At 53.5% G+C, this 20,785-nt stretch carries 20 protein-coding genes; 12 read left to right on the top strand and 8 right to left on the bottom strand.

What is annotated here, in order from left to right:
- Window positions 1–5: 5 nt before the first annotated feature.
- Both GTU76_RS10750 and GTU76_RS10745 read right to left on the bottom strand, forming a co-directional pair.
- Entirely contained in the window at window positions 6–323 is a 318-nt protein-coding gene (locus GTU76_RS10750; protein ID WP_064387600.1) for a helix-turn-helix domain-containing protein, read from the bottom strand.
- A 93-nt stretch (window positions 324–416) separates the two neighbouring features.
- Window positions 417–1,184: an AraC family transcriptional regulator gene (locus GTU76_RS10745; protein ID WP_180698597.1), complete on the bottom strand. Its 768-nt coding sequence runs from the start codon at window positions 1,182–1,184 to the stop codon at window positions 417–419.
- 112 nt (window positions 1,185–1,296) lie between these two features.
- On the opposite strand from GTU76_RS10745, the gene GTU76_RS10740 reads away from it, so the two are divergent.
- The 3 genes from GTU76_RS10740 to GTU76_RS10730 all read left to right on the top strand — a co-directional run bounded on the left by GTU76_RS10740 (window position 1,297) and on the right by GTU76_RS10730 (window position 4,186).
- A complete protein-coding gene (locus GTU76_RS10740) occupies window positions 1,297–2,112 on the top strand; it encodes a sulfite exporter TauE/SafE family protein (protein WP_180698596.1) in 816 nt (271 codons plus the stop codon).
- 77 nt (window positions 2,113–2,189) lie between these two features.
- Window positions 2,190–2,909: a DUF6933 domain-containing protein gene (locus GTU76_RS10735; RefSeq protein WP_180698595.1), complete on the top strand. Its 720-nt coding sequence runs from the start codon at window positions 2,190–2,192 to the stop codon at window positions 2,907–2,909.
- 86 nt (window positions 2,910–2,995) lie between these two features.
- Entirely contained in the window at window positions 2,996–4,186 is a 1,191-nt protein-coding gene (locus GTU76_RS10730; protein ID WP_180698594.1) for a hypothetical protein, read from the top strand.
- A gap of 3 nt (window positions 4,187–4,189) precedes the next feature.
- On the opposite strand, the gene GTU76_RS10725 is transcribed toward GTU76_RS10730, so the two are convergent.
- The 3 genes from GTU76_RS10725 to GTU76_RS10715 all read right to left on the bottom strand — a co-directional run bounded on the left by GTU76_RS10725 (window position 4,190) and on the right by GTU76_RS10715 (window position 6,866).
- Complete coding sequence (locus GTU76_RS10725; RefSeq protein ID WP_180698593.1) at window positions 4,190–5,176, bottom strand: hypothetical protein; 987 nt, start codon at window positions 5,174–5,176, stop codon at window positions 4,190–4,192.
- 320 nt (window positions 5,177–5,496) lie between these two features.
- Window positions 5,497–6,216, bottom strand: a complete 720-nt coding sequence (locus GTU76_RS10720; protein ID WP_180698592.1) for an HNH endonuclease — start codon at window positions 6,214–6,216, stop codon at window positions 5,497–5,499.
- A gap of 116 nt (window positions 6,217–6,332) precedes the next feature.
- Window positions 6,333–6,866, bottom strand: coding sequence for a BRO-N domain-containing protein (locus tag GTU76_RS10715; protein ID WP_180698591.1), 534 nt, complete (start codon window positions 6,864–6,866; stop codon window positions 6,333–6,335).
- Window positions 6,867–7,401: 535 nt separating this feature from the next.
- On the opposite strand from GTU76_RS10715, the gene GTU76_RS10710 reads away from it, so the two are divergent.
- The 3 genes from GTU76_RS10710 to GTU76_RS10700 all read left to right on the top strand — a co-directional run bounded on the left by GTU76_RS10710 (window position 7,402) and on the right by GTU76_RS10700 (window position 10,711).
- The gene (locus GTU76_RS10710) at window positions 7,402–8,466 is read left to right on the top strand and encodes a DNA cytosine methyltransferase (RefSeq protein ID WP_343057482.1); all 1,065 of its coding nucleotides are present in this window, start codon (window positions 7,402–7,404) and stop codon (window positions 8,464–8,466) included.
- Window positions 8,467–8,479: 13 nt separating this feature from the next.
- Window positions 8,480–10,093 carry a TIGR02391 family protein gene (locus GTU76_RS10705; protein ID WP_180698590.1) on the top strand — a complete coding sequence of 538 codons (1,614 nt, stop codon included), beginning with the start codon at window positions 8,480–8,482 and terminating at the stop codon, window positions 10,091–10,093.
- A gap of 90 nt (window positions 10,094–10,183) precedes the next feature.
- Entirely contained in the window at window positions 10,184–10,711 is a 528-nt protein-coding gene (locus tag GTU76_RS10700) for a hypothetical protein (RefSeq protein ID WP_180698589.1), read from the top strand.
- Window positions 10,712–10,726: 15 nt separating this feature from the next.
- Here GTU76_RS10700 and GTU76_RS10695 read toward each other — a convergent pair whose 3' ends face one another.
- The 3 genes from GTU76_RS10695 to GTU76_RS10685 form a co-directional block, all read right to left on the bottom strand.
- Window positions 10,727–11,227, bottom strand: coding sequence for a hypothetical protein (locus tag GTU76_RS10695; RefSeq protein ID WP_180698588.1), 501 nt, complete (start codon window positions 11,225–11,227; stop codon window positions 10,727–10,729).
- A 63-nt stretch (window positions 11,228–11,290) separates the two neighbouring features.
- Window positions 11,291–12,541 (bottom strand): ribonucleotide-diphosphate reductase subunit beta, encoded by a 1,251-nt coding sequence (locus GTU76_RS10690; RefSeq protein WP_008084848.1) that lies wholly within the window; start codon window positions 12,539–12,541, stop codon window positions 11,291–11,293.
- Between the two features lie 542 nt (window positions 12,542–13,083).
- Window positions 13,084–13,344, bottom strand: a complete 261-nt coding sequence (locus GTU76_RS10685; RefSeq protein WP_008084846.1) for a DUF2790 domain-containing protein — start codon at window positions 13,342–13,344, stop codon at window positions 13,084–13,086.
- A gap of 465 nt (window positions 13,345–13,809) precedes the next feature.
- Between GTU76_RS10685 and acs the strand changes: the two genes are divergently transcribed.
- The 6 genes from acs (at window position 13,810) to GTU76_RS10655 (ending at window position 20,642) form a co-directional block, all read left to right on the top strand.
- The gene (acs, locus tag GTU76_RS10680; RefSeq protein WP_007912698.1) at window positions 13,810–15,765 is read left to right on the top strand and encodes an acetate--CoA ligase; all 1,956 of its coding nucleotides are present in this window, start codon (window positions 13,810–13,812) and stop codon (window positions 15,763–15,765) included.
- Window positions 15,766–16,486: 721 nt separating this feature from the next.
- A complete protein-coding gene (locus tag GTU76_RS10675) occupies window positions 16,487–17,260 on the top strand; it encodes an ABC transporter substrate-binding protein (RefSeq protein ID WP_122598705.1) in 774 nt (257 codons plus the stop codon).
- Window positions 17,261–17,351: 91 nt separating this feature from the next.
- On the top strand, window positions 17,352–18,041 hold the full coding sequence (locus GTU76_RS10670; protein WP_007912702.1) for an ABC transporter permease: 690 nt from the start codon (window positions 17,352–17,354) through the stop codon (window positions 18,039–18,041).
- Window positions 18,038–18,736, top strand: coding sequence for an ABC transporter permease (locus GTU76_RS10665; protein WP_007912703.1), 699 nt, complete (start codon window positions 18,038–18,040; stop codon window positions 18,734–18,736). The genes GTU76_RS10670 and GTU76_RS10665 overlap by 4 nt, the downstream gene beginning before the upstream one ends.
- A 1-nt stretch (window position 18,737) precedes the next feature.
- A complete protein-coding gene (locus tag GTU76_RS10660) occupies window positions 18,738–19,850 on the top strand; it encodes a M14 family metallopeptidase (protein ID WP_180698587.1) in 1,113 nt (370 codons plus the stop codon).
- Window positions 19,851–19,877: 27 nt separating this feature from the next.
- The gene (locus tag GTU76_RS10655; RefSeq protein WP_007912705.1) at window positions 19,878–20,642 is read left to right on the top strand and encodes an ABC transporter ATP-binding protein; all 765 of its coding nucleotides are present in this window, start codon (window positions 19,878–19,880) and stop codon (window positions 20,640–20,642) included.
- Window positions 20,643–20,785 lie beyond the last annotated feature (143 nt).

The raw sequence follows: 20,785 nt of genomic DNA, 5'->3' as shown, positions 1-20,785 counted from the left end.
TTGTCTTACTCAGCCATCGCAAAATCCCCACGCCCCATCGCTTCCGAAGACACGCCCTGAACACTCGCACTACGCCCCGGTGCAAACCCGGGAAAGAACACCAGCCCCTGCGCCTCGAACCGGTAAGCCAGGGCCAGTCGCGCCGCATCCGCTACGTCCTGCTGCGCCTCAAACCGATGAATGTCTTCAACCGAAACCTCAGCCTCCCGCGATAGCTGTTCCACGCTCCAGCCCAGCATCGCTCGGGCCTGGACGCAGTGCGTCGGGGTGAACTGGAAAAGGGCAATGCGTTCGAGGATGTGGTTCATCGCAAGAGAGGCCATGGTGTGCTCCGGGCTCAAGAGTGCTGATTGAAAATGTACTGTGTTTTTGTACAGTTGTTTTCGGCCGGGATCAAACGCATTTTTTGATTTGCCCTAATTCGCTGCCTGCAACCAGACGGACGGTGCCTGCCCGAGGATCCGACGGAACATCGTCGAGAACGCCGCCGGGCTTTCATAACCGAAGTCCAGCGCGATGCGCGTCACCGCTTCACCCGCGGCCAGTCGTGCCAGCGCCAGAACCACGCAGGCCTGCTGCCGCCATTGCCTGAAGCTCAATCCGGTCTGTTGCCGAAACATCCTGTTGAAGGTGCGCAAGCTTATGTGTAACTGCTGGGCCCACTGCTGTGGAGATTGATGGGCGTACGGCTGATGCAGAAAGGTCTGACACAGAGACAGGAGCTTTCCGTCAGTCGGTAGCGGAATGTGCAACGGCAGCGGCGCACTGCGCGTCAATTCATGCAGCAACAGATCAATTAACACACCATCGCGGCCTCCCAAGTCATAGGCCAGCGGCACCTCCACCGCCTCCATCAGCAAATGCCGCATCAACGGCGACACACTGATCACCTGGCAGCGCTCGCCCAAATCCACCGCGCCCGGTTCGATATACACACTGCGAGTGCTGACCCCGAGCATCATCACCTCATGCGCCACCCCCGGCGGAATCCACACCGCCCGCTGCGGCGGCACTACCCAGTTACCGTCATGGGTGCTGACCTGCATCACACCGGTCGCGCCGTACAACAACTGCGCCCGCCGATGCGTGTGAAAGGGCAGCAAGTGACCGTGGGAATAATCCGTACCGATCGCCACCACCGCGCGCGGCGTGTCATCCAGCAGATTGATCGAAATATTGCGCATCAGACGTTTTCCGGTGATTGGCGTAAACGCAAACATTATTGGCTGAATTGCTGAAGCAGGCCAGGCGCCGTCGCTCTATCGTCGACCGCTCTCCATCCACGGACGCTTCGACATGTTCTATTTACTGCTGACCCTCTTCGGCTGCCTGACCGGCATCACCGCCGTGCTGTTCGGCTTCGGCGGCGGCTTCGTCGCCGTGCCGCTGCTGTATCGCATGCTCACCGCCAGCCACGGCGCCGACGACCCGATCAGCCAGTCGGCAATGCACATCGCCGTCGCCACTTCGACCTGCGTGATGATCGTCAACGCCCTGATCGCCACCGACAAACACCGTCGTGCCGGCAATCTCATCCGTCATTACCTGTGGCCGCTGGGCGGGTTCATCGGGTTGGGCGCGGTCGTTGGCGCAATAGCAGCGATGTGGGTCAGCGGCGAAGTCATTCGCTACGCGTTCATCGGCTACCTCGGCGTGACCATCATTGATTGCCTGCTGCGACGCGGCTTTCTCACTCAGAACCCAGACGTCATCCCACGCCGACTTGGCGCTACGGAAACTTCCGCAGGTGGTGTAGGCATTGGCGCCATCGCGACGTTTCTCGGTGTAGGAGGCAGCGTCATGACCGTGCCGTTGTTGCGTCGGTGTGGCCTGAGCATGTCGCAAGCGACGTCCATGGCCAACCCGCTGAGCGTGCCGGTGGCAGTGGCCGGCACGCTGACGTACATGGCGTTGGCCGGGTTCAGTCAGGCTGACTTGGGCGCGTGGTTTGTCGGGTATGTGGATTTGCTGGCGTTTGCTGTGCTGACGGTTGGCTCGCTCATCGGGATTCGCTTGGCCACGCCATGGATCGGGCGGATACCAGACCAGGTGCATGCCTGGGTCTATATCGGGTTGCTGATTATTGTGCTGCTGTGCATTTCGCTTAAATGAATCATTGCCAGGTTACAGCGGAAGAAATCAAAATCGGTAACTGAGCGCCGTCCTCCAGCAACTACCAGAGAACCAGGATGTTGATCTTCAATTGCACCGAAGCCGCCAGTAAGTTTTTCAGCCGTGTTCACAAAGGCAAAAAGATCACGCCGGTGGACACTAATCCGCCGTCCTCAATCATTGAAGATGATGAGTCGAACGGCGCTGATGAGCAGTGGCTGGTGCACGCGATAACGGTACAACGCAAGCACGTGCTGCTGGCCATTCACATAAAAACCCGCTATTGCCTGATTTTCGCTGATGCGAAAAAGGCTGACACAGAAGACTTTGTTGATCGATTCGTGGATCGTTGGGTCAAGGGGATAGTGATCAACGCACATCATCATGACCTCGGGCAGTGGCTTAACCCTGAGTTGATGTTGGCGCGGCTGAAACAGACTTGTGAGCATCAACGGTTCTATCGACGTAGTCATCGCAGCGCGCAAAAACACATTGATGAAATTGCATGGATGTTTCAGGACAAGGTCGCCCATACGGGATCTTTGCCGCCGGATGAAATCACTGCGATGGTTTTTGACGAGCAAATGAATGACACGCCCAGGAACAGCAAGGGCGCCAAGTCTTACTACTTTCCGGATGAGGAAATGGCGCTTCACTGGCTGCGTCACTACTGCTTTCTCGATGACGTCCAGCTTCATGCTGCCAAGGAACGTCGCCAACAGATGGCTCGGGAAATTGCGGCCCTTGAGCACGAAGCCTGGCTTAAAAAGTACGAGCAAGAAAACTCGAATAGTTAAACCGTCCCCGCCATAATCCGCAGCGTATTTTTCAGCGCCGGCGCCTGTGTGCCGACGCGACCACCGACTCCTTCAAGGATTGATTCATGCTCAAGGGACTGATGCGCCTGGCACCGTGCGCCGCTGTGCTGTTCTCACTGATCTCCACTGCCCATGCCGAAGATGGCCGTCGCGTATTTACCGGCACATTGGGCAAGACGGCGATTGTTGTTGAACTCAACACCACACAGCAGGACGAAGTCACCGGCCGCTATTTCTACGAGAAATATCACCGCGACCTGGCACTCAGCGGTTCGCTGCAGGACAGCACGCTGAGCCTCGTCGAAGGCAATAACCGCTACGGTGACGACAAGCCGCTGCCGACCTTGAAGCTGGAAGAAACCGGCAGCGGCTGGCAGGGCGAATGGCAAAGTCCGCAGGGCAAGAAGTTGCCAGTGAAACTCACCGAGGCCAGACTTCCCGCGCCCACCTCAGCAACTTTGCCGTTCATTGCCGCACTCCCATACGGCGAGCCTTACGAGTATTTGCGCCTGCAGGGGCTGAAGCTCAAACCGGCGAAGAAAGAAAACTTCATGGGCTATGACCTGCAATGGTGGACCGAGCCTGAGACAAAGATTTCGCTGTTCAGCGTGGAGTCCGGATTGTCGAAAGATGATCAGCAACGGGTTAACCAGCAGTTGCTCGGGCGTCTCTGGAATGAAGTCATCAGCTATCACGGCTGCCAATTACAGGGCGGGGAGAACGTGGAGTTCATGCAGCAGGCAGAACCGAAAATGATCTCGCCAGCCGTCGTCAGTCTGAACATCTCGACCAGCTATTACTGCGGCGGCGCGCATCCTGATTTTGGCGATTCCCCCCTCAACATTGATGTGAAAACCGGCCACCCATTGTCACTCGAAGATGTGCTGTGGGTCGGAGAGGGCAAACCGCTGCTACATGCCGAGCGCGACAGCCTGGGCGACAAACCTCTTAGCAAAGACGAAAGTAACGCGCGCTATCAGTACGTAAGCAAAGAGTTGGTACCTTGGGTGATCAAACAATTCACCGCCCTGTACCCCGCAGAAATGAAGACACCGACGGGAGATGACGACTGCAACTTCCAGGATGAGAGCATCTGGGGCACTTCACCTTGGTACTTCACCGAGAAGGGCTTGTACCTCGGCGCTTACTTCGCTCGCGTACAACGCTCTTGCGATAGACCTGACTGGTCGATCCTGCCGTACTCCCTCGTCAAACAACACCCCGGCGCAGTCAAACTGCAACTGCCCCAAAGCTAACCGTCACTCCAGCCCCGGCGCTTCACGAATAATGAAGTGATCCAGGTTCTCGATATTGGCATTGAAGACCTCGAAAGGCTTTTCGGGGTTCTTCTTGCCGGGCACCTGCTTCAACTCCGGCGTCACCCCATAGAAGAAACAGAACAACGCCTTGTCGCTATCCACCGCGTGCTTGATCTCCTCCAGAAACGCCTTGCGCTTGCGGTAGTTGTCGATCAGCTTCTTGTTCAGATAAACACTGACCGGATACGGCTTCTTCTTACTGTCCTCGGGCTTCTTGAACCAGACCTTGTCCTCGAAATCGATACGAAAACTGGCACTGTGGAAGTCCTCGATCTTCTTGATCCGCCCCCAGTAAATCAGCCCCTTGTTGTCCGTCAGATACTCGATCTTCTTGAAGAACGAACTGTACGGCGCCGTATGCTCGCCGACCTTCAACGGCATCCGCTTGAGCAACTCCTTGTCCGCGAAGTTGGAAACAAAACACTCCACCGGATGCGCAAACACACTGGTCTTGTCCGGCGCCGATTCACGATCCGCCGACTCTTTACCACTCTCCGCCGCCACCCGCACCGGATCATCGCGCAACACATCCGCCGCCCCCGCTGGCGCGACAGGCTTGCGCACATACTCACGGCGGGTCAGCAACAACTCTGATGGGAAGTGTTCCTCACGCCCGTCATCCACCTCGCCATCCGCCGTTTCAACGCCCGAAGCCGAGGCCTTCAAACTCACATACGGACAACCCGCCACGTGCTGCGTCGTGGGCAGATTCTTGAAGTGCGGCGTGCGCACGTAATTCACATTCTTGGCGTTGAACGTACCCAATTCGTTGGAAGCCTCGAACGCTGAACGACAGGCATCGTTGGGGCACTGGAAGTGTTCCTTCGCGGAGTCAAACGCCACCGTCTCATCGAAATTGAGATCGCGAACATCATAGATCGACAACTTGTCGTCGAGGCTGAGGCAGTAGGCGAGATCGAATTTCATGGTGGGGCTCGGATCCTTGAGTGGGGGAGGGGTATTAATAGCGGGAGGTGGCGCGGGTTGCACTGATTGTTTTCAGGATGATGCGGAATCTGTGGGAGCTAGCCTGCTGGCGATTGGCGGTATCACAAAATACCGAATTCAGGCATCAACTCAGCTGGAACACGTTTCAATTATGGTGAGTGGATTTATCCTCGATGGGCAGCGAAGCTGCCTTAAACCAGACAAATACGAACATTTAGATGAAGCACAAGCGATTCGCTGGGTGACTGCTCCGCAGTGAATCGGAAATGAATCTGATCGTCACAGGATCAAGCTCAATCTCATGGTTCTCGCTTCAGTCGATCCAATTTTTCATAAAGTGATTCGGTGAACTCTTTGCTGTCGTTCGAATGATGGCAGCGCCGATGACAGTTCGGACATAGCGCGACAGCGTTGCTAGTTCGATCCGAACCCTTTTTCGCCAAGTGTTTAACGTGATGAACTTCAAGGTAGGGCGAATCATCTTTAGTGAATGGCGCCGGTTGGCTGCATCCTTCACATATCCCGTTGGCGTTTTTACGAACCCAAGCTCTAACACTAGGATCGCGAATATAAGTTCTGCTTTTAGCAGATACACGCTTCGGGTTCAAAATCCCTGCAGGCTCCTCGTTGAGAGGTAGCTTCTCCAAAGCTGCCGCTCTCCGCTCAAGCGCGTCTTCATCGGCGGTCGGAGCAGTGGGATCACCAGGCGTGACTCCCTTTGCAATCAATACGGCTCGGATTGCGGGTTCAACGTTGGCTCCCCCAACATTTTTGGCAGGCATATAACCTTTGATGAAGTCTCGGTGCATTCTCATTAAAACAGCAGAGATATTTTGCATCCGAAACTCTACTGAGCTTTCAGTACGGCCGGACAAGGCTGACGCACGTAGAACCCGATTCTCGTGTGCCTTGTTGTATTTTTGATCGGCCAACTCTAGCTCAAGCATTTTTAGATAAGCGTCAACAGCTGCCTCAATCTCAGCAACAGTCCAGGGTGTGTTCTCTTCTTTTTCGCTCATAAAATCGCCGAGGGTCGGAAACCCTCGGACGATACTGAGTGGCCATCACGGCTGTCTAGGAAAATTCCTACAAAGATAAGCGACAGTTCTCGCAAGTGGTCTCACAAGCACGACACCTACCCCATCAAATGCTTCGAAGATTGAAACACCTCCGCAGCCTTCCTCCACCAAGGCTTAGCGACAGTTACTCGCAGCTGTGGCTGATCCTGCAACAAATACGGCATGTCTCGTAGCCGAATCCAGCTTTCATCCTGCCAATGCAACAGACTCACTGACATCTCAGGCCATTTCAAAAAACTCAGCATAGGCATATCCGAATTTTCCAAGGACGCGGCATCGCGTAAGGCTGGAACTACTTGATGGGTCAGCCATTCACGCAACGGACGATTCCCTGGGACGTAGTGATACACCAACAGCGCATACACGCCGGACTCACTGAGCATCAACTGCTTGTCAGGTTGGCGGTGATACTCAATCCACAGAAAACGATGCTGATCCTTGTCCAGTTTACTAACCATTCGATCACTGAGATGGACGCCCATCAGGCGACCAATATCGCGTGCGCAAAACCATGGCTGGCCTTCAAGGAGGAGGGCATGGAGAGAGAGTTTGTGCAGAGTGAAGATAGTCGAACTGTGAGGTTCAGACATGGCAGGCCTCCAATGCTGGAAGCATGTAGATCATCTTGAGGTTGAAGCTGATTTCCTTCGGGACGAAGGAGACATTTTTAGGCATATCCATTTACCTCTGTGTGATGTCAGCTTTCTTAAGGCTGGGTGCCGGGAGCTAAGAAACCCCACACAGAGGGCCGGACATATTCCCCTTTCGGGTCTTGTATTCGCCCACTCCCGGCATAACAGAGTTTTTTGATGCGCACGGGGAAACCGTAGGCACAAAAAAGCCGCTACTGTCGGGTGCGGTCGTTCCGCTGTGTGAGGTGTTTCTTAGGCACCGAGTTTGAGGCTATTGAATCATACGGGAGGGGTCAAGCTAAAAAATGAGCTATCTTCATGATGTTGCGGTAAAAATTAATTCTTTTTGTTATTTACACAAAGTTAGGTACATACGACAATATCGAAATTTTTTTGTGAATTCTGGGTGCGGAGCGTTGAGTTTTAGCCCAATTCAGAGTTTGAAAAGGGAGTTCGGCGAAGATATAGCTTCTGCGACGGATATCTCTACAAAGTGGAAGAGGTGTTGAAAGGAATGCAGTCTAAAAAAATGATTGCTATAGATCTATTTTGTGGCGCTGGTGGACTAACAGTTGGCTTGAAAGATGCTGGTTTTAATGTTGTAGCTGGTGTTGAATTTAACCCGGTTGCGGCTGAGTCCTACCGGTTGAATCATATGGAGCATCTTCTATATGAGCGGGATATTCGAGGTTTGAGCCCTTTTGATGTAATGAATGATCTGAGTATTAAGCCGGGTGAGTTAGATTTACTTGCAGGGTGCCCTCCATGTCAAGGTTTCTCCTCGCATAGGACTCGAAATAAATCAAGTTCAGTGGTGGACGAAAGAAATGACCTGGTTTTCGAATTTATGAAGTTTGTAAGTGCGATGTTGCCCAAGACTATCATGATGGAAAATGTTCCGGGGCTGGCCAAAGATAATCGCATTGAGCAAGTAAAGAATCAGCTTGAAAAGCTTAATTACTTTATCGACGACAAGACAGTTCAGGTTAAAGACGCTGCATCATTCGGTGTTCCTCAAAGACGTAAACGAATGATTCTAAAAGCATCTTTATTAGGTTGTATCGACGATCCAATTGAAAGCGCCGATGTGGCGACAGTAAGGAGTGCTATCGGGGGGATGAGACCGCCAGGTGATACGGGGGATTATCTACATGATTTGCCTGTAAAAAGAACAGACAAAATCAATAAAATGATAAGTTTAATTCCAGTTGATGGTGGTTCCAGAACGGATCTTCCAATTGAGTATTGGCTTCCCTGTCACATTAGAAAGCCTGATGGCTATTTAGATGTTTATGGTCGAATGGCATGGAATACAGTTTCCCCGACAATTACAGGGGGATGCATCAGCCCATCAAAAGGCAGGTTTATCCATCCTGACCAAAATAGAGCGATAACATTAAGGGAAGCGGCACTACTTCAAACATTTCCTCCTAAATATAGGTTTTCTATGTCGAGGGGAAAAGACGCTGTTGCCCTAATGATAGGGAATGCATTGCCGCCAGAATTTATTAAAAGACACGCAGTAGAATTCAGAAAGCATCTAAGCTTATTTAACTAGGGATGGGGCTGAAATGACCAGTAGTTTTGAAATGAAATTTGACCCGAAAACCATTGAGCACCTTGGCGTAAGGATGTATTCGACGCTTCCACCTGCTCTGGCAGAGCTGATATCTAACGCCTATGACGCTGATGCCTCGACGGTTAGCTTGAAGTTTCATGAGAATAATGGTCGGCCCGTTTCTATTAATGTCATCGATGATGGTCATGGTATGTCATCGTCAGATATCCAAAATAAGTTTCTAGTGATTGGTCGAAATAGAAGAAAGGATGAAGGAGATGAGCCAACCAAGATTTTCTCAAGATTGCCAACGGGAAAAAAAGGTCTAGGAAAGTTGGCGTTGTTTGGGTTGGCCAAAGTCATTACTGTAGATACTGTGAATAATGGTAAAAGAAATAGGTTTGTTCTTGATTGGGATGCGTTGATGAGTGCTGAGGGAAGTTACAACCCTATAGCGGAAATTACCGATGAGCCTACTGATAAACAAAACGGTACAGTAATTAAGCTTTCTAAACTAAAACGTCAGTCTGCTTTTGATGTTGAGGGGTTGGCGGACAGTCTTTCAAAGATATTCATCGTTGATAGTACCTTTAATATTGTCTTGCAGAACTCTAATGGTGAGAGTTTGCTAGTAAACAATGAGCGTCGTTATGCCCAGCTAAATAAACAGTTTGAGTGGGATGTTGATGAGCTTGTTGATGAGGACAGTTTTTACAAGGGGAAGGTTTCGGGAAAGCTATATACAGGTGAAACTCCTATTAAGCCAAACTCTGGGCTCAGGGGAGTCTCAGTCTTTTCTCGGGGTAAATTGGTAAATGCACCCGAGTTTTTTTCAAATAGTACATCTAGTCATTTCTTCCAGTATTTGACTGGTTGGATTCAAGCGGATTTCATTGATTTACTGTCTGAGGATGTTATCTCTACCAATCGGCAGTCGATTAATTGGGATAATGAGGAAATGCAGGAGTTTCGTGAGTTTTTGTCAAATTTGATCTCAAAAGTTAATGCTAGTTGGCGGGATCAGAGAAAAGACAAAAAAGATGAGGATCTGAAAAAAGTTACAGGGATTGATACTAGGAAATGGATCTCAACAATGCCTGCAGATATTCAGTCCCATGCGTCAAAAATTTTGGAATCTCTCAGTGGCGAAGATGCTTTTAGTAAGTTTACTCCAGTGATTGAAGCTCTGCACAAGATCATTCCTGAGTATCCTCAATTACATTGGCGGCATTTAAATGAAAAATTGAGAGAAAGGATAAAGAGCTATTACGAAAATAAACAATACGGTGATGCAGCAGATCAGAGTGTAAAAATCTACTGTGAGCATATTCGGGAGTTGACGGGAATTCTCGAGGATGGAACTGATTTGACAGGTAAGGCATTTTCTGCGAAGTCGCCCCCTTTTCTCCAGATAGGTGATATCTCGACAGTTACTGGTGTTAACTTGCAGAACGGTCAAGACTTTCTTTCGAGAGGTCTTATTACAGGGTTTAGAAATCCGGTGGCTCACGCGCCGTTGGATGCCATCGTTCCAAAGGTTTTCACTGAGTTGGATTGTTTGAATATTTTGAGTTTGACATCTTATTTGTTAGAGAGGGTTGATCGGGCAAAGCTTGTAAAATCCTAATTTTTACTTTCGGACGAAGAAATATTCGTCCGATTTTTTATAAGTTTTTCCAAAAAATATTTTGATTTTTATCGGTACGCTGGAGGTGCTGTGTCGGTTTTTCTATCAGAATTTTTACCGGGGTTTTCGGCAACTGTACTTGGAATTGTCCTTGGGTTTCCTGTTGCGCTGTACGTTAATTATAGATTAACAGTTTTTCAGAATGGCCAAGAGAAGGCCCGTGAATTTCGACTTAGAGCGGATCTGGTGGGAGTGATTGTGCGGTCTCTTGCTTACAATGAAACAATTTTGGGGAGAATGGCTGAGCTATGTGCCGAGGAAAAGGCTATGCGAAATCCAGATCTGCAATTAACTACGTGGGAAATAATTGGTCATTCGTTCTCTAGCCTGTGCAGAGAGCCAGAACTTCTACAGCTTCTCTCGCATCATTGGTTGCGATTGCAAAAATTAGATCAAATGAACAGAGAGATGTTCGATAGGGCGGTCGGGGTTACTGCTGAGTTTGAAGGTGAGGGTATGGCAAGCGCAATTTGGGGGGAGTTCTATGTTCTATCAAGTAGCCTTCAGGCTCATTCACGGATTTTGCTAGATCGTTTAGCGGCAAATGGTGAGGAATAATTTTATTTTTGTGCTTTAGTTATTTAGTTTGTTTATTTCCTTCATGGCAATGTTTAGTCGGATTTCAATGCGACATAAATATGCTTTCAGATGGGATAGTTTTTTTTCAAGAGTCTTAATATCCAGGTTTTGATCGTTCTGAATTATTTTCTGTGCGGATTTTTTTATTGAATTCAACTCTGATATGAGCGTTTTTATTTTCAGTTTTGCTTCGGTGATATCTCTTTTTGCTAGGTGTTGGGCCTTCAATACTATGCCGCTGGCAATTAAGCTGCCTCCCGCTGCAACAACTGTATAGCTGATGAGGCTAGATGATAGTTTGAGATTGCCAAATATTTCTACCATTGTTGAATTTTGAGAGTATACGTCGAAAGCATAGGCCATATACCCGCCAGCGATGGCTAGAATAAGTCCAAATATGCTTAGGTATAGCGGCTTTCTATAAAGCGATCCACTTAGAATCCCCCACGTGCCAATCGTGAAAGTTAATATTGAAATAATTGCGAAGGCTAACATTTTTTAACTTAATAAATGATAAGGAAAAAGAGCCGCCATTCGGCAGCTCTATTTTGTATCGTGTCAATCCCAGCTCAACGCCCCACCAGTCTGATACTCAATAACCCGAGTCTCAAAGAAATTCTTCTCTTTCTTCAAGTCCATAATCTCGCTCATCCAAGGGAACGGGTTAGTCGTCCCTGGATACTCTTCTTTCAAACCAATCTGCGACAAACGACGGTTAGCGATGAACTTCAGGTAGTCCTCCATCATCGCCGCGTTCATACCCAACACCCCGCGAGGCATGGTGTCACGCGCGTATTCGATCTCCAGCTGCGTACCCTGCAGAATCATTTGGGTCGCTTCTTCCTTCATTTCGGCATCCCACAAATGCGGGTTTTCGATTTTGATCTGGTTGATCACGTCGATGCCGAAGTTCAGGTGCATGGATTCGTCGCGCAGGATGTACTGGAACTGCTCGGCGACGCCGGTCATTTTGTTGCGGCGGCCCATGGACAGGATCTGGGTGAAGCCGCAGTAGAAGAAGATGCCTTCCAGAACGCAGTAGTAGGCGATCAGGTTGCGCAGCAGTTCTTTGTCGGTGTCCGGGGTGCCGGTTTCGAACTTCGGATCGGAGATCGAGCGGGTGTACTTCAGGCCCCAGGCGGCTTTTTTAGCGACCGATGGGATCTCGTGGTACATGTTGAAGATTTCGCCTTCATCCATGGCCAGCGATTCGATGCAGTACTGGTAGGCGTGGGTGTGGATCGCTTCTTCGAAAGCCTGGCGCAGGATGTACTGGCGGCATTCCGGGTTGGTGATCAGGCGGTACACGGCCAGTACCAGGTTGTTGGCAACCAGGGAGTCGGCGGTGGAGAAGAAACCGAGGTTGCGCATGACGATGCGGCGCTCGTCGTCGGTCAGGCCTTCCGGGTCTTTCCAGAGGGCGATGTCGGCGGTCATGTTGACTTCTTGCGGCATCCAGTGGTTTGCGCAACCGTCCAGGTATTTCTGCCAGGCCCAGTCGTACTTGAATGGCACGAGTTGGTTGAGGTCGGCGCGGCAGTTGATCATGCGCTTTTCGTCAACGGCGACACGGGCGGAGGCGCCTTCGAGTTCGGCGAGGCCTTCGGCGACGTCGAGGGAGTTCAGTGCAGCCTTGGCGCGGGCGACAGCGGCCGAGTCGTCGGCGGTCACGGCGCGAGCTTCGATCGCGGCGGCACCGCCAGCGTTGTCGAGGCGGTCCATGTTGGCTTCAGTAGCGTGGCCGGCGTTGGCGCCTTTCACGGTTGCTACTTCACTGTCTTCTTTGTCGAATTCGTCCCAGCTCAGCATGACGTGTCGTCTCCTGCGTGAGGGCCTGTGCCCGTGTGAAACCTGATTGGTTGGTTTTTCACACGGTCGTACAGACCGCGTTGGATGTCGTTTTTTGCAGCGATGCACGCAGGCAAATAAACAGAAATTTTGACGGGTTCCGAGAGCCTCTGATGGGCGCAATCAGCGTTGAACGCTGCTGCGGGGCTTCAGAATGGCTTTTGCTCCCTGTAAGGGAATATTGCTGACCCGTATGGGGCGGCATTATAGGGAAAAAAACACGGCTGTGCTGAGGCGAATCCGCGCATGGAGCGGTCGAGGAGGGTGGTTTTTCGATGAGAGTGAGGGTTTACAGGGCTTTGCCAGGGATAGATTTTTTTTCGCAAAAATCTCGCAATTGTCGATTTGCTCAAAAAACGAACAAAAAAACCGGTTTTTCACTACATCTAGTGTTTTGCAAGCATTTTTGCCGGCTTCAAACACAACTGAGCCCGACCGAAGTCGGGCTGGAATCGACCCTCAATGAAGCGCTGAGAGATCCAATTCGGTGCAGTCTCGAATCATCAATTGGTGCAGCCGTTGCCCATGACGCTGTAACGCAGGATGTGGCGCTGGCCCTTGGAGTCGTCGTACTCCATTTTTGCCGGTACTACTTCGCAGACGTTGGGAATTTCACTCATCGATACAACGTTGGCGATGTCCAGGTGAGTGGAGTAAGTGTATTCCTCGATCACCGGTTGTTGCTGTGCGACATCAGTCGGGACCTCGTCTGCCATGGCGGTTGCGCACAGACTGCTGAGGGCCAGAACCAATAAAGCTTTCATTTCAAATTTACCTTTTTGAGGTCGAGTGGGGTCACGCAACCTTTATGGGGTTGCGTGTGTAACTTCATCGTTTGCAGTTATTACTTGGAGAGCTGGATTAACGGCCTTCGTGGGGGCTGTATCGTTGTTAATCGCGTTTGCCTTGTCGGCGAGGTGAATTTTAGGGGGATGGAGCGGGGGTAAACAGAGCGGGTTTTGATAAACACCTTTGGCAGATTTGGTAACAATCCCTTGAGATGGGGATTGATAACCGGGTGTTTTGTCTGTGGGACCGAGTTGTCTGAATCGCTTGCAGGCAAGCTCCCACAGGGTTGTGGGATGTCTGAATAAATGGCGTGGGGCCTGCGTTTGGGGTATCTGGATGTTTTGTAGGGGCTTGTTACTACCATCGTCGAATGGTTCTATGGCCCCCGCCCCGTTACAACAGGGTCATACAAAAACAACTATTACACCGAGGTAGGAAAGATGAGTGCGGCTTCTCTGTATCCCGTTCGTCCCGAGGTTCTGGCTAACACGCTGACTGACGAGGCGACCTACAAAGCCATGTACCAGCAGTCGGTCGTCAACCCTGACGGCTTCTGGCGCGAGCAAGCCAAGCGTCTCGACTGGATCAAACCTTTCACCACGGTGAAACAGACGTCGTTCGACGATCACCATGTCGACATCAAGTGGTTTGCCGACGGCACCCTGAACGTTTCCTACAACTGCCTCGACCGTCATCTGGCCGAGCGCGGCGATCAAGTCGCGATCATCTGGGAAGGCGACGATCCTTCCGAAAGCCGCAACATCACTTACCGCGAACTGCACGAACAAGTGTGCAAACTGGCCAACGCCCTGCGCGGTCAGGACGTGCACCGCGGCGATGTGGTGACCATTTATATGCCGATGATTCCCGAAGCCGTGGTCGCCATGCTGGCCTGCACCCGGATCGGCGCGATTCACTCGGTGGTGTTCGGTGGTTTCTCGCCGGAAGCCCTGGCCGGTCGCATCATCGACTGCAAATCGAAAGTGGTGATCACCGCTGACGAAGGTATCCGCGCTGGCAAGAAGATTTCCCTCAAGGCCAACGTCGACGACGCGCTGACCAATCCGGAAACCAGCAGCATCCAGAAAGTGATCGTGTGCAAGCGCACCGGTGGCGACATCAAGTGGAACCAGCATCGCGACATCTGGTACGAAGATCTGATGAAAGTGGCGGGCACCGTTTGTGCGCCAAAAGAGATGGGCGCGGAAGAAGCGCTGTTCATCCTTTATACCTCCGGTTCGACCGGCAAGCCGAAGGGCGTGCAACACACCACCGGGGGTTATTTGCTGTATGCGGCGATGACCCACGAGCGCGTGTTCGACTACCGCCCGGGCGAAGTCTACTGGTGCACCGCCGACGTCGGCTGGGTCACCGGCCACAGCTACATCGTCTACGGCCCGCTGGCCAATGGCGCGACCACGCTGCTGTTCGAAGGCGTGCCGAACTATCCGGACATCACCCGGGTGGCGAAGATCGTCGACAAGCACAAGGTCAACATCCTCTACACCGCACCGACCGCGATCCGCGCGATGATGGCTTCGGGTCAAGCCGCGGTTGAAGGCGCTGATGGCAGCAGCTTGCGTCTGCTCGGGTCGGTCGGTGAGCCGATCAACCCGGAAGCCTGGGACTGGTACTACAAGAATGTCGGCAAGTCGCGTTGCCCGATCGTTGATACCTGGTGGCAGACCGAAACCGGCGGCAACATGATGAGCCCGTTGCCGGGTGCTCACGCGCTGAAGCCGGGTTCGGCGGCACGTCCGTTCTTTGGTGTGGTGCCGGCGCTGGTCGACAACCTCGGTAACATCATCGAGGGCGAGGCTGAAGGCAATCTGGTGATTCTCGATTCGTGGCCAGGTCAGGCGCGCACGCTGTATGGCGACCATGATCGTTTCGTCGATACCTACTTCAAGACCTTCCGTGGCATGTACTTCACCGGTGACGGCGCGCGCCGTGATGCCGATGGTTACTACTGGATCACCGGGCGTGTCGATGACGTGCTCAACGTGTCCGGCCACCGTATGGGCACGGCCGAGATCGAGAGCGCGATGGTGGCGCATCCGAAAGTTGCCGAGGCGGCGGTGGTGGGTGTGCCGCATGACATCAAGGGGCAGGGCATTTATGTCTATGTCACGTTGAAGAATGGCGAGGAGCCGACCGAGCAACTGCGTCTGGAGTTGAAGAACTGGGTGCGCAAGGAGATCGGGCCGATTGCTTCGCCGGACGTGATCCAGTGGGCACCGGGGCTGCCGAAGACCCGTTCGGGCAAGATCATGCGCCGGATTCTGCGCAAGATTGCTACGGCGGAATACGATGGCTTGGGGGATATCTCGACGCTGGCGGATCCTGGTGTGGTGCAGCATTTGATTGATACGCACAAGACCATGAATGTGGCTTAAGCGTTAGAAGCATAGGAGCCCTGTCCGGTTTTGCCGGGCGGGGCTTTTTTGTGTCTGGAGGTTTTGTGGTGACTGGGCGGGCCTCTTCGCGAGCAAGCTCGCTCCCACAGTTTGACCGAGTACCTTCAGACAAAATGCAGATCCCTGTGGGAGCGAGCTTGCTCGCGAAAGCAATTTGTCAGACGCCGGTGTAGTCCCTCGTCGGAACCCAGATCCACCCAACCAATAATTATCGATCTCCCCCGTAAGACATTTCCCGCTGTTACCCGCTGCCTTTCACGTAACCGAATGTGTAACCGCCCGCCTCGCGACGGGGCAAAGGGAAACGCATCGCCCCGTTTTAGAGCCTTAAAAGCCCCGGTGAAAAATAAGACACCACGCTGCGCTTGCCGGATTAGAAGGGTTTGCGAATAATAGGCCCGCAATTTGCAACATGGATCGGTTCACTGTCTTTCGCTCCTGCATGAAATTGCAGGGCTGTCAATGTGCCAAAGTCGCTTTCTCTGTGCATCTGTAATTAGTTGTCGCATTGAAGAAATATCGGCTTCGGGCCTGTCGTTAGAATGCCGATCACTCGCTCATCGTGGCCGAGGTTGAAATCTCTGACGGTTTCAATCGGAAATTTCCCACCGATGCAGCAACCGATTTCCTGATTCACCCATTCGCATATTGGGCTGTCGCTCACTCTGCCGTTTTTGCCCTTTACCGATGGAGTCCCAAGATGAAGAAACTTGTGCTGCTTGGCGCCCTGGCACTGTCCGTGCTGTCGCTGAATGCCTTCGCTGACGAAAAACCTCTGAAGATCGGTATCGAAGCGGCTTACCCTCCGTTCGCTTCTAAAGCACCGGATGGCAGCATCGTTGGTTTCGACTACGACATCGGCAACGCTCTGTGCGAGCAGATGCAGGTCAAGTGTGTGTGGGTCGAGCAAGAGTTCGACGGTCTGATCCCAGCACTGAAAGTGCGCAAGATCGACGCGATCCTGTCGTCCATGTCGATCACCGAAGATCGCAAGAAGTCGGTCGACTTCACCAACAAGTACTACAACACCCCGGCACGCCTGGTCATGAAGGCCGGCACTCAGGTCAGCGAAGGTCTGGCTGAGCTGAAGGGCAAGAACATCGGCGTACAACGTGGTTCGATCCACGAGCGTTTCGCCCGCGAAGTTCTGGCTCCGCTGGGCGCCGAGATCAAGCCGTACGGCTCGCAGAACGAAATCTACCTCGACGTGGCCGCCGGTCGCCTCGACGGTACCGTGGCTGACGCCACCCTGCTGCAAGACGGTTTCCTCAACACCGACGCCGGCAAAGGCTTCGCGTTCGCAGGTCCTGCGTTCACCGACGTCAAATACTTCGGCGACGGCGTAGGCATCGCAGTGCGTAAGGGCGATGCCCTGAAAGACAAGATCAACGCTGCCATCGCGGCCATCCGCGAAAACGGCAAATACAAGGCAATCCAGGACAAGTACTTCGCCTTCGATATCTACGGCAAGTAATACGTCTCTGCGACAAGTCCGAAATGGCGCAAGCAACAGGATCTCTGCGGTTTGCGCCATTTTTTCATCCCAACTTTCGAGGACCTGAATCATGTTGAAAGGCTACGGGGCTGTCATCCTCGATGGCGCATGGCTGACGCTTCAGCTCGCCTTGTCGTCCATGGCTCTGGCCATCGTTCTCGGGCTGATCGGTGTCGCGTTGCGCCTGTCGCCAGTGCGATGGCTGGCCTGGCTGGGCGATCTGTATTCCACGGTGATTCGCGGGATTCCCGATCTGGTGCTGATCCTGCTGATCTTCTACGGCGGTCAGGACTTGCTCAACCGCGTCGCACCGATGCTCGGCTATGACGACTACATCGACCTGAATCCATTGGCCGCCGGTATCGGCACCCTCGGTTTCATCTTCGGTGCGTACCTGTCGGAAACCTTCCGTGGCGCGTTCATGGCCATTCCCAAAGGTCAGGCCGAAGCCGGCATGGCGTACGGCATGAGCAGTTTTCAGGTGTTCTTCCGGGTGATGGTGCCGCAGATGATTCGCCTGGCGATTCCGGGCTTCACCAACAACTGGCTGGTACTCACCAAGGCGACCGCGCTGATTTCCGTGGTCGGTCTGCAAGACATGATGTTCAAGGCCAAGCAGGCGGCAGATGCCACCCGCGAGCCTTTCACCTTCTTCCTCGCAGTGGCGGCGATGTACCTGGTGATCACCAGTGTTTCGTTGCTGATCCTGCGTCAACTTGAGAAGCGCTACTCGGTAGGCGTAAGGGCGGCTGATCTATGATCTTCGACTACAACGTCATTTGGGAGGCCATGCCGCTGTACCTCGGCGGCCTGCTGACCACCCTCAAACTGCTCGCGCTGTCGCTGTTTTTCGGTCTGCTCGCGGCCCTGCCGCTGGGGCTGATGCGCGTCTCGAAGAACCCGGTCGTCAACGGCGCCGCGTGGCTTTACACCTACGTGATCCGTGGCACGCCGATGCTGGTGCAACTGTTCCTGATCTACTACGGTCTGGCGCAGTTCGAAGCGGTCCGCGAAAGCTTCCTGTGGCCGTGGCTGTCCAGCGCAACGTTCTGTGCCTGCCTGGCCTTCGCGGTCAACACCAGCGCCTATACCGCGGAAATCATCGCCGGCAGCCTCAAGGCTACGCCGAACGGTGAGATCGAGGCGGCCAAGGCCATGGGCATGTCGCGCTTCAAACTGTACAAACGCATCCTGCTGCCATCGGCCCTGCGCCGGGCACTGCCTCAGTACAGCAACGAAGTGATCATGATGCTGCAGACCACCAGTCTGGCGTCCATCGTGACGTTGATCGACATCACTGGCGCGGCACGTACCGTCAACGCGCAGTTCTATCTGCCGTTCGAGGCGTACATCACCGCTGGCGTGTTCTACCTGTGCCTGACGTTCATTCTGGTCAAGCTGTTCAAACTGGCCGAGCGTCGCTGGTTGAGCTACCTGGCCCCGCGGAAGCATTGATATGGAACGCATCGACCACGTATTGCCGTGGAGCCACTTGGGCAGCGAGCGCAAGATTTCGGTCTTTCGCTTCGGCCATGGCGAGCGCAAGGCCTACATTCAGGCCAGCCTCCATGCTGACGAATTGCCGGGCATGCGCACCGCTTGGGAGCTGAAAAAGCGCCTCGGCGAACTCGAAGCCAAAGGCTTGCTCAACGGTGTCATCGAACTGGTGCCGGTCGCCAACCCGTTGGGTCTCGGGCAATTGCTGCAAGGCAATCACCAGGGCCGTTTCGAGGCGGGTAGCGGCAAGAATTTCAACCGCGACTTCGTCGAACTGAGCGCGCCGGTTGCAGCCGCTTTGGCCGACAGCCTCGGTGATGATCCGCACGCCAATGTGCGCCTGATTCGTCAGGCGATGGCTGATCATCTGGCCGCGTTGCCGGAGGCGAGCAGCCAGTTGCAAGGCATGCAGCGTGTGTTGCTCAGCCATGCTTGCACCGCCGATGTGGTGCTCGACTTGCACTGCGATGCCGAAGCCGCGCTGCACATGTACGCGTTGCCGCAGCACTGGCCGCAGTGGCGTTCGCTGGCCGCGCACCTGAATGTGAAGGTGGGGCTGCTCGCGGAAGATTCCGGCGGCAGCTCGTTCGATGAAGCCTGCTCGCTGCCGTGGCTGCGTCTGTCGCGGCAGTTCCCCGATGCGCAGATTCCGTTGGCATGTCTGGCGACCACCATTGAGTTGGGCGGTCAGGCCGACACTGGTCGCGCCGAAGCCGAGGCGTATGCTGAAGGCATTCTCGCCTTCCTCGCTGAGCAAGGTTTGATTACCGGCGAGTGGCCGAATCCAGCACACGAAGCCTGTGAAGGCATGCCGTTCGAAGGCACCGAGTTGCTGTTCGCGCCGCATCCGGGCGTCGTGAGTTTTCTGCGCAAGCCCGGCGAGTGGGTCGAGGCGGGCGACGAGATTTTTGAAGTGATTGATCCTCTGTCCGATCGGGTCAGCACGGTGTGTGCTGGTACCTCCGGGGTGCTGTTTGCCATTGAACGGCTGCGTTATGCCCAACCCGGTTTCTGGCTGGCCAAGGTGGCGGGGCGCGAAGCGCTGCGTCACGGGCGCTTGCTCAACGACTGACTGACTGTTTTTGTGAGAACCGACCGCATGTACAAACTTGAAGTCCAAGACCTGCATAAACGCTATGGCAGTCACGAAGTGCTCAAGGGCGTGTCCCTGAAAGCGGCAGCCGGCGATGTGATCAGCATCATCGGCTCCAGTGGCTCCGGCAAAAGTACTTTCCTGCGCTGCATCAACCTGCTCGAGCAGCCGCACGCGGGCAAGATTCTGCTCAATAACGAAGAGCTGAAACTGGTGGCGAACAAGGACGGCGCGCTGAAAGCCGCTGATCCGAAGCAGCTGCAACGCATGCGTTCGCGCCTGTCGATGGTGTTCCAGCATTTCAACCTGTGGTCGCACATGACTGCTATTGAAAACATCATGGAAGCGCCGGTTCACGTGCTCGGCGTACCCAAGTACGAAGCGCGCGAAAAAGCCGAGTACTACCTGAACAAGGTCGGCGTGGCCCATCGTAAAGACGCCTTCCCGGGGCACATGTCCGGTGGCGAGCAGCAGCGCGTGGCGATCGCTCGTGCACTGGCGATGGAGCCAGAGGTGATGCTGTTCGACGAACCGACCTCGGCGCTCGACCCGGAACTGGTGGGCGACGTGCTGAAAGTCATGCAAGCGCTGGCTCAGGAAGGTCGCACCATGGTTGTGGTAACCCACGAAATGGGCTTCGCCCGTGAAGTGTCGAACCAGTTGGTGTTCCTGCACAAAGGTGTGGTGGAAGAAAGCGGCAACCCGCGTGAAGTGCTGGTTAATCCGCAATCGGAACGTTTGCAACAATTCCTCTCGGGCAGCCTCAAGTAATCGCTGCCGTTATGCACCAGATTAGGTCATGCTTCGCGACCTAGAGACTGACCAAAATCCCCTGTGGGAGCGAGCTTGCTCGCGAAAGCGGTAGTTCAGATAGCAACGATGTTGACTGATACACCGCCTTCGCGAGCAAGCTC

Source organism: Pseudomonas crudilactis, assembly GCF_013433315.1.
Classification (GTDB): Bacteria; Pseudomonadota; Gammaproteobacteria; order Pseudomonadales; family Pseudomonadaceae; genus Aquipseudomonas; species Aquipseudomonas crudilactis.
This window is presented reverse-complemented; position numbering and strand designations above follow the sequence as displayed.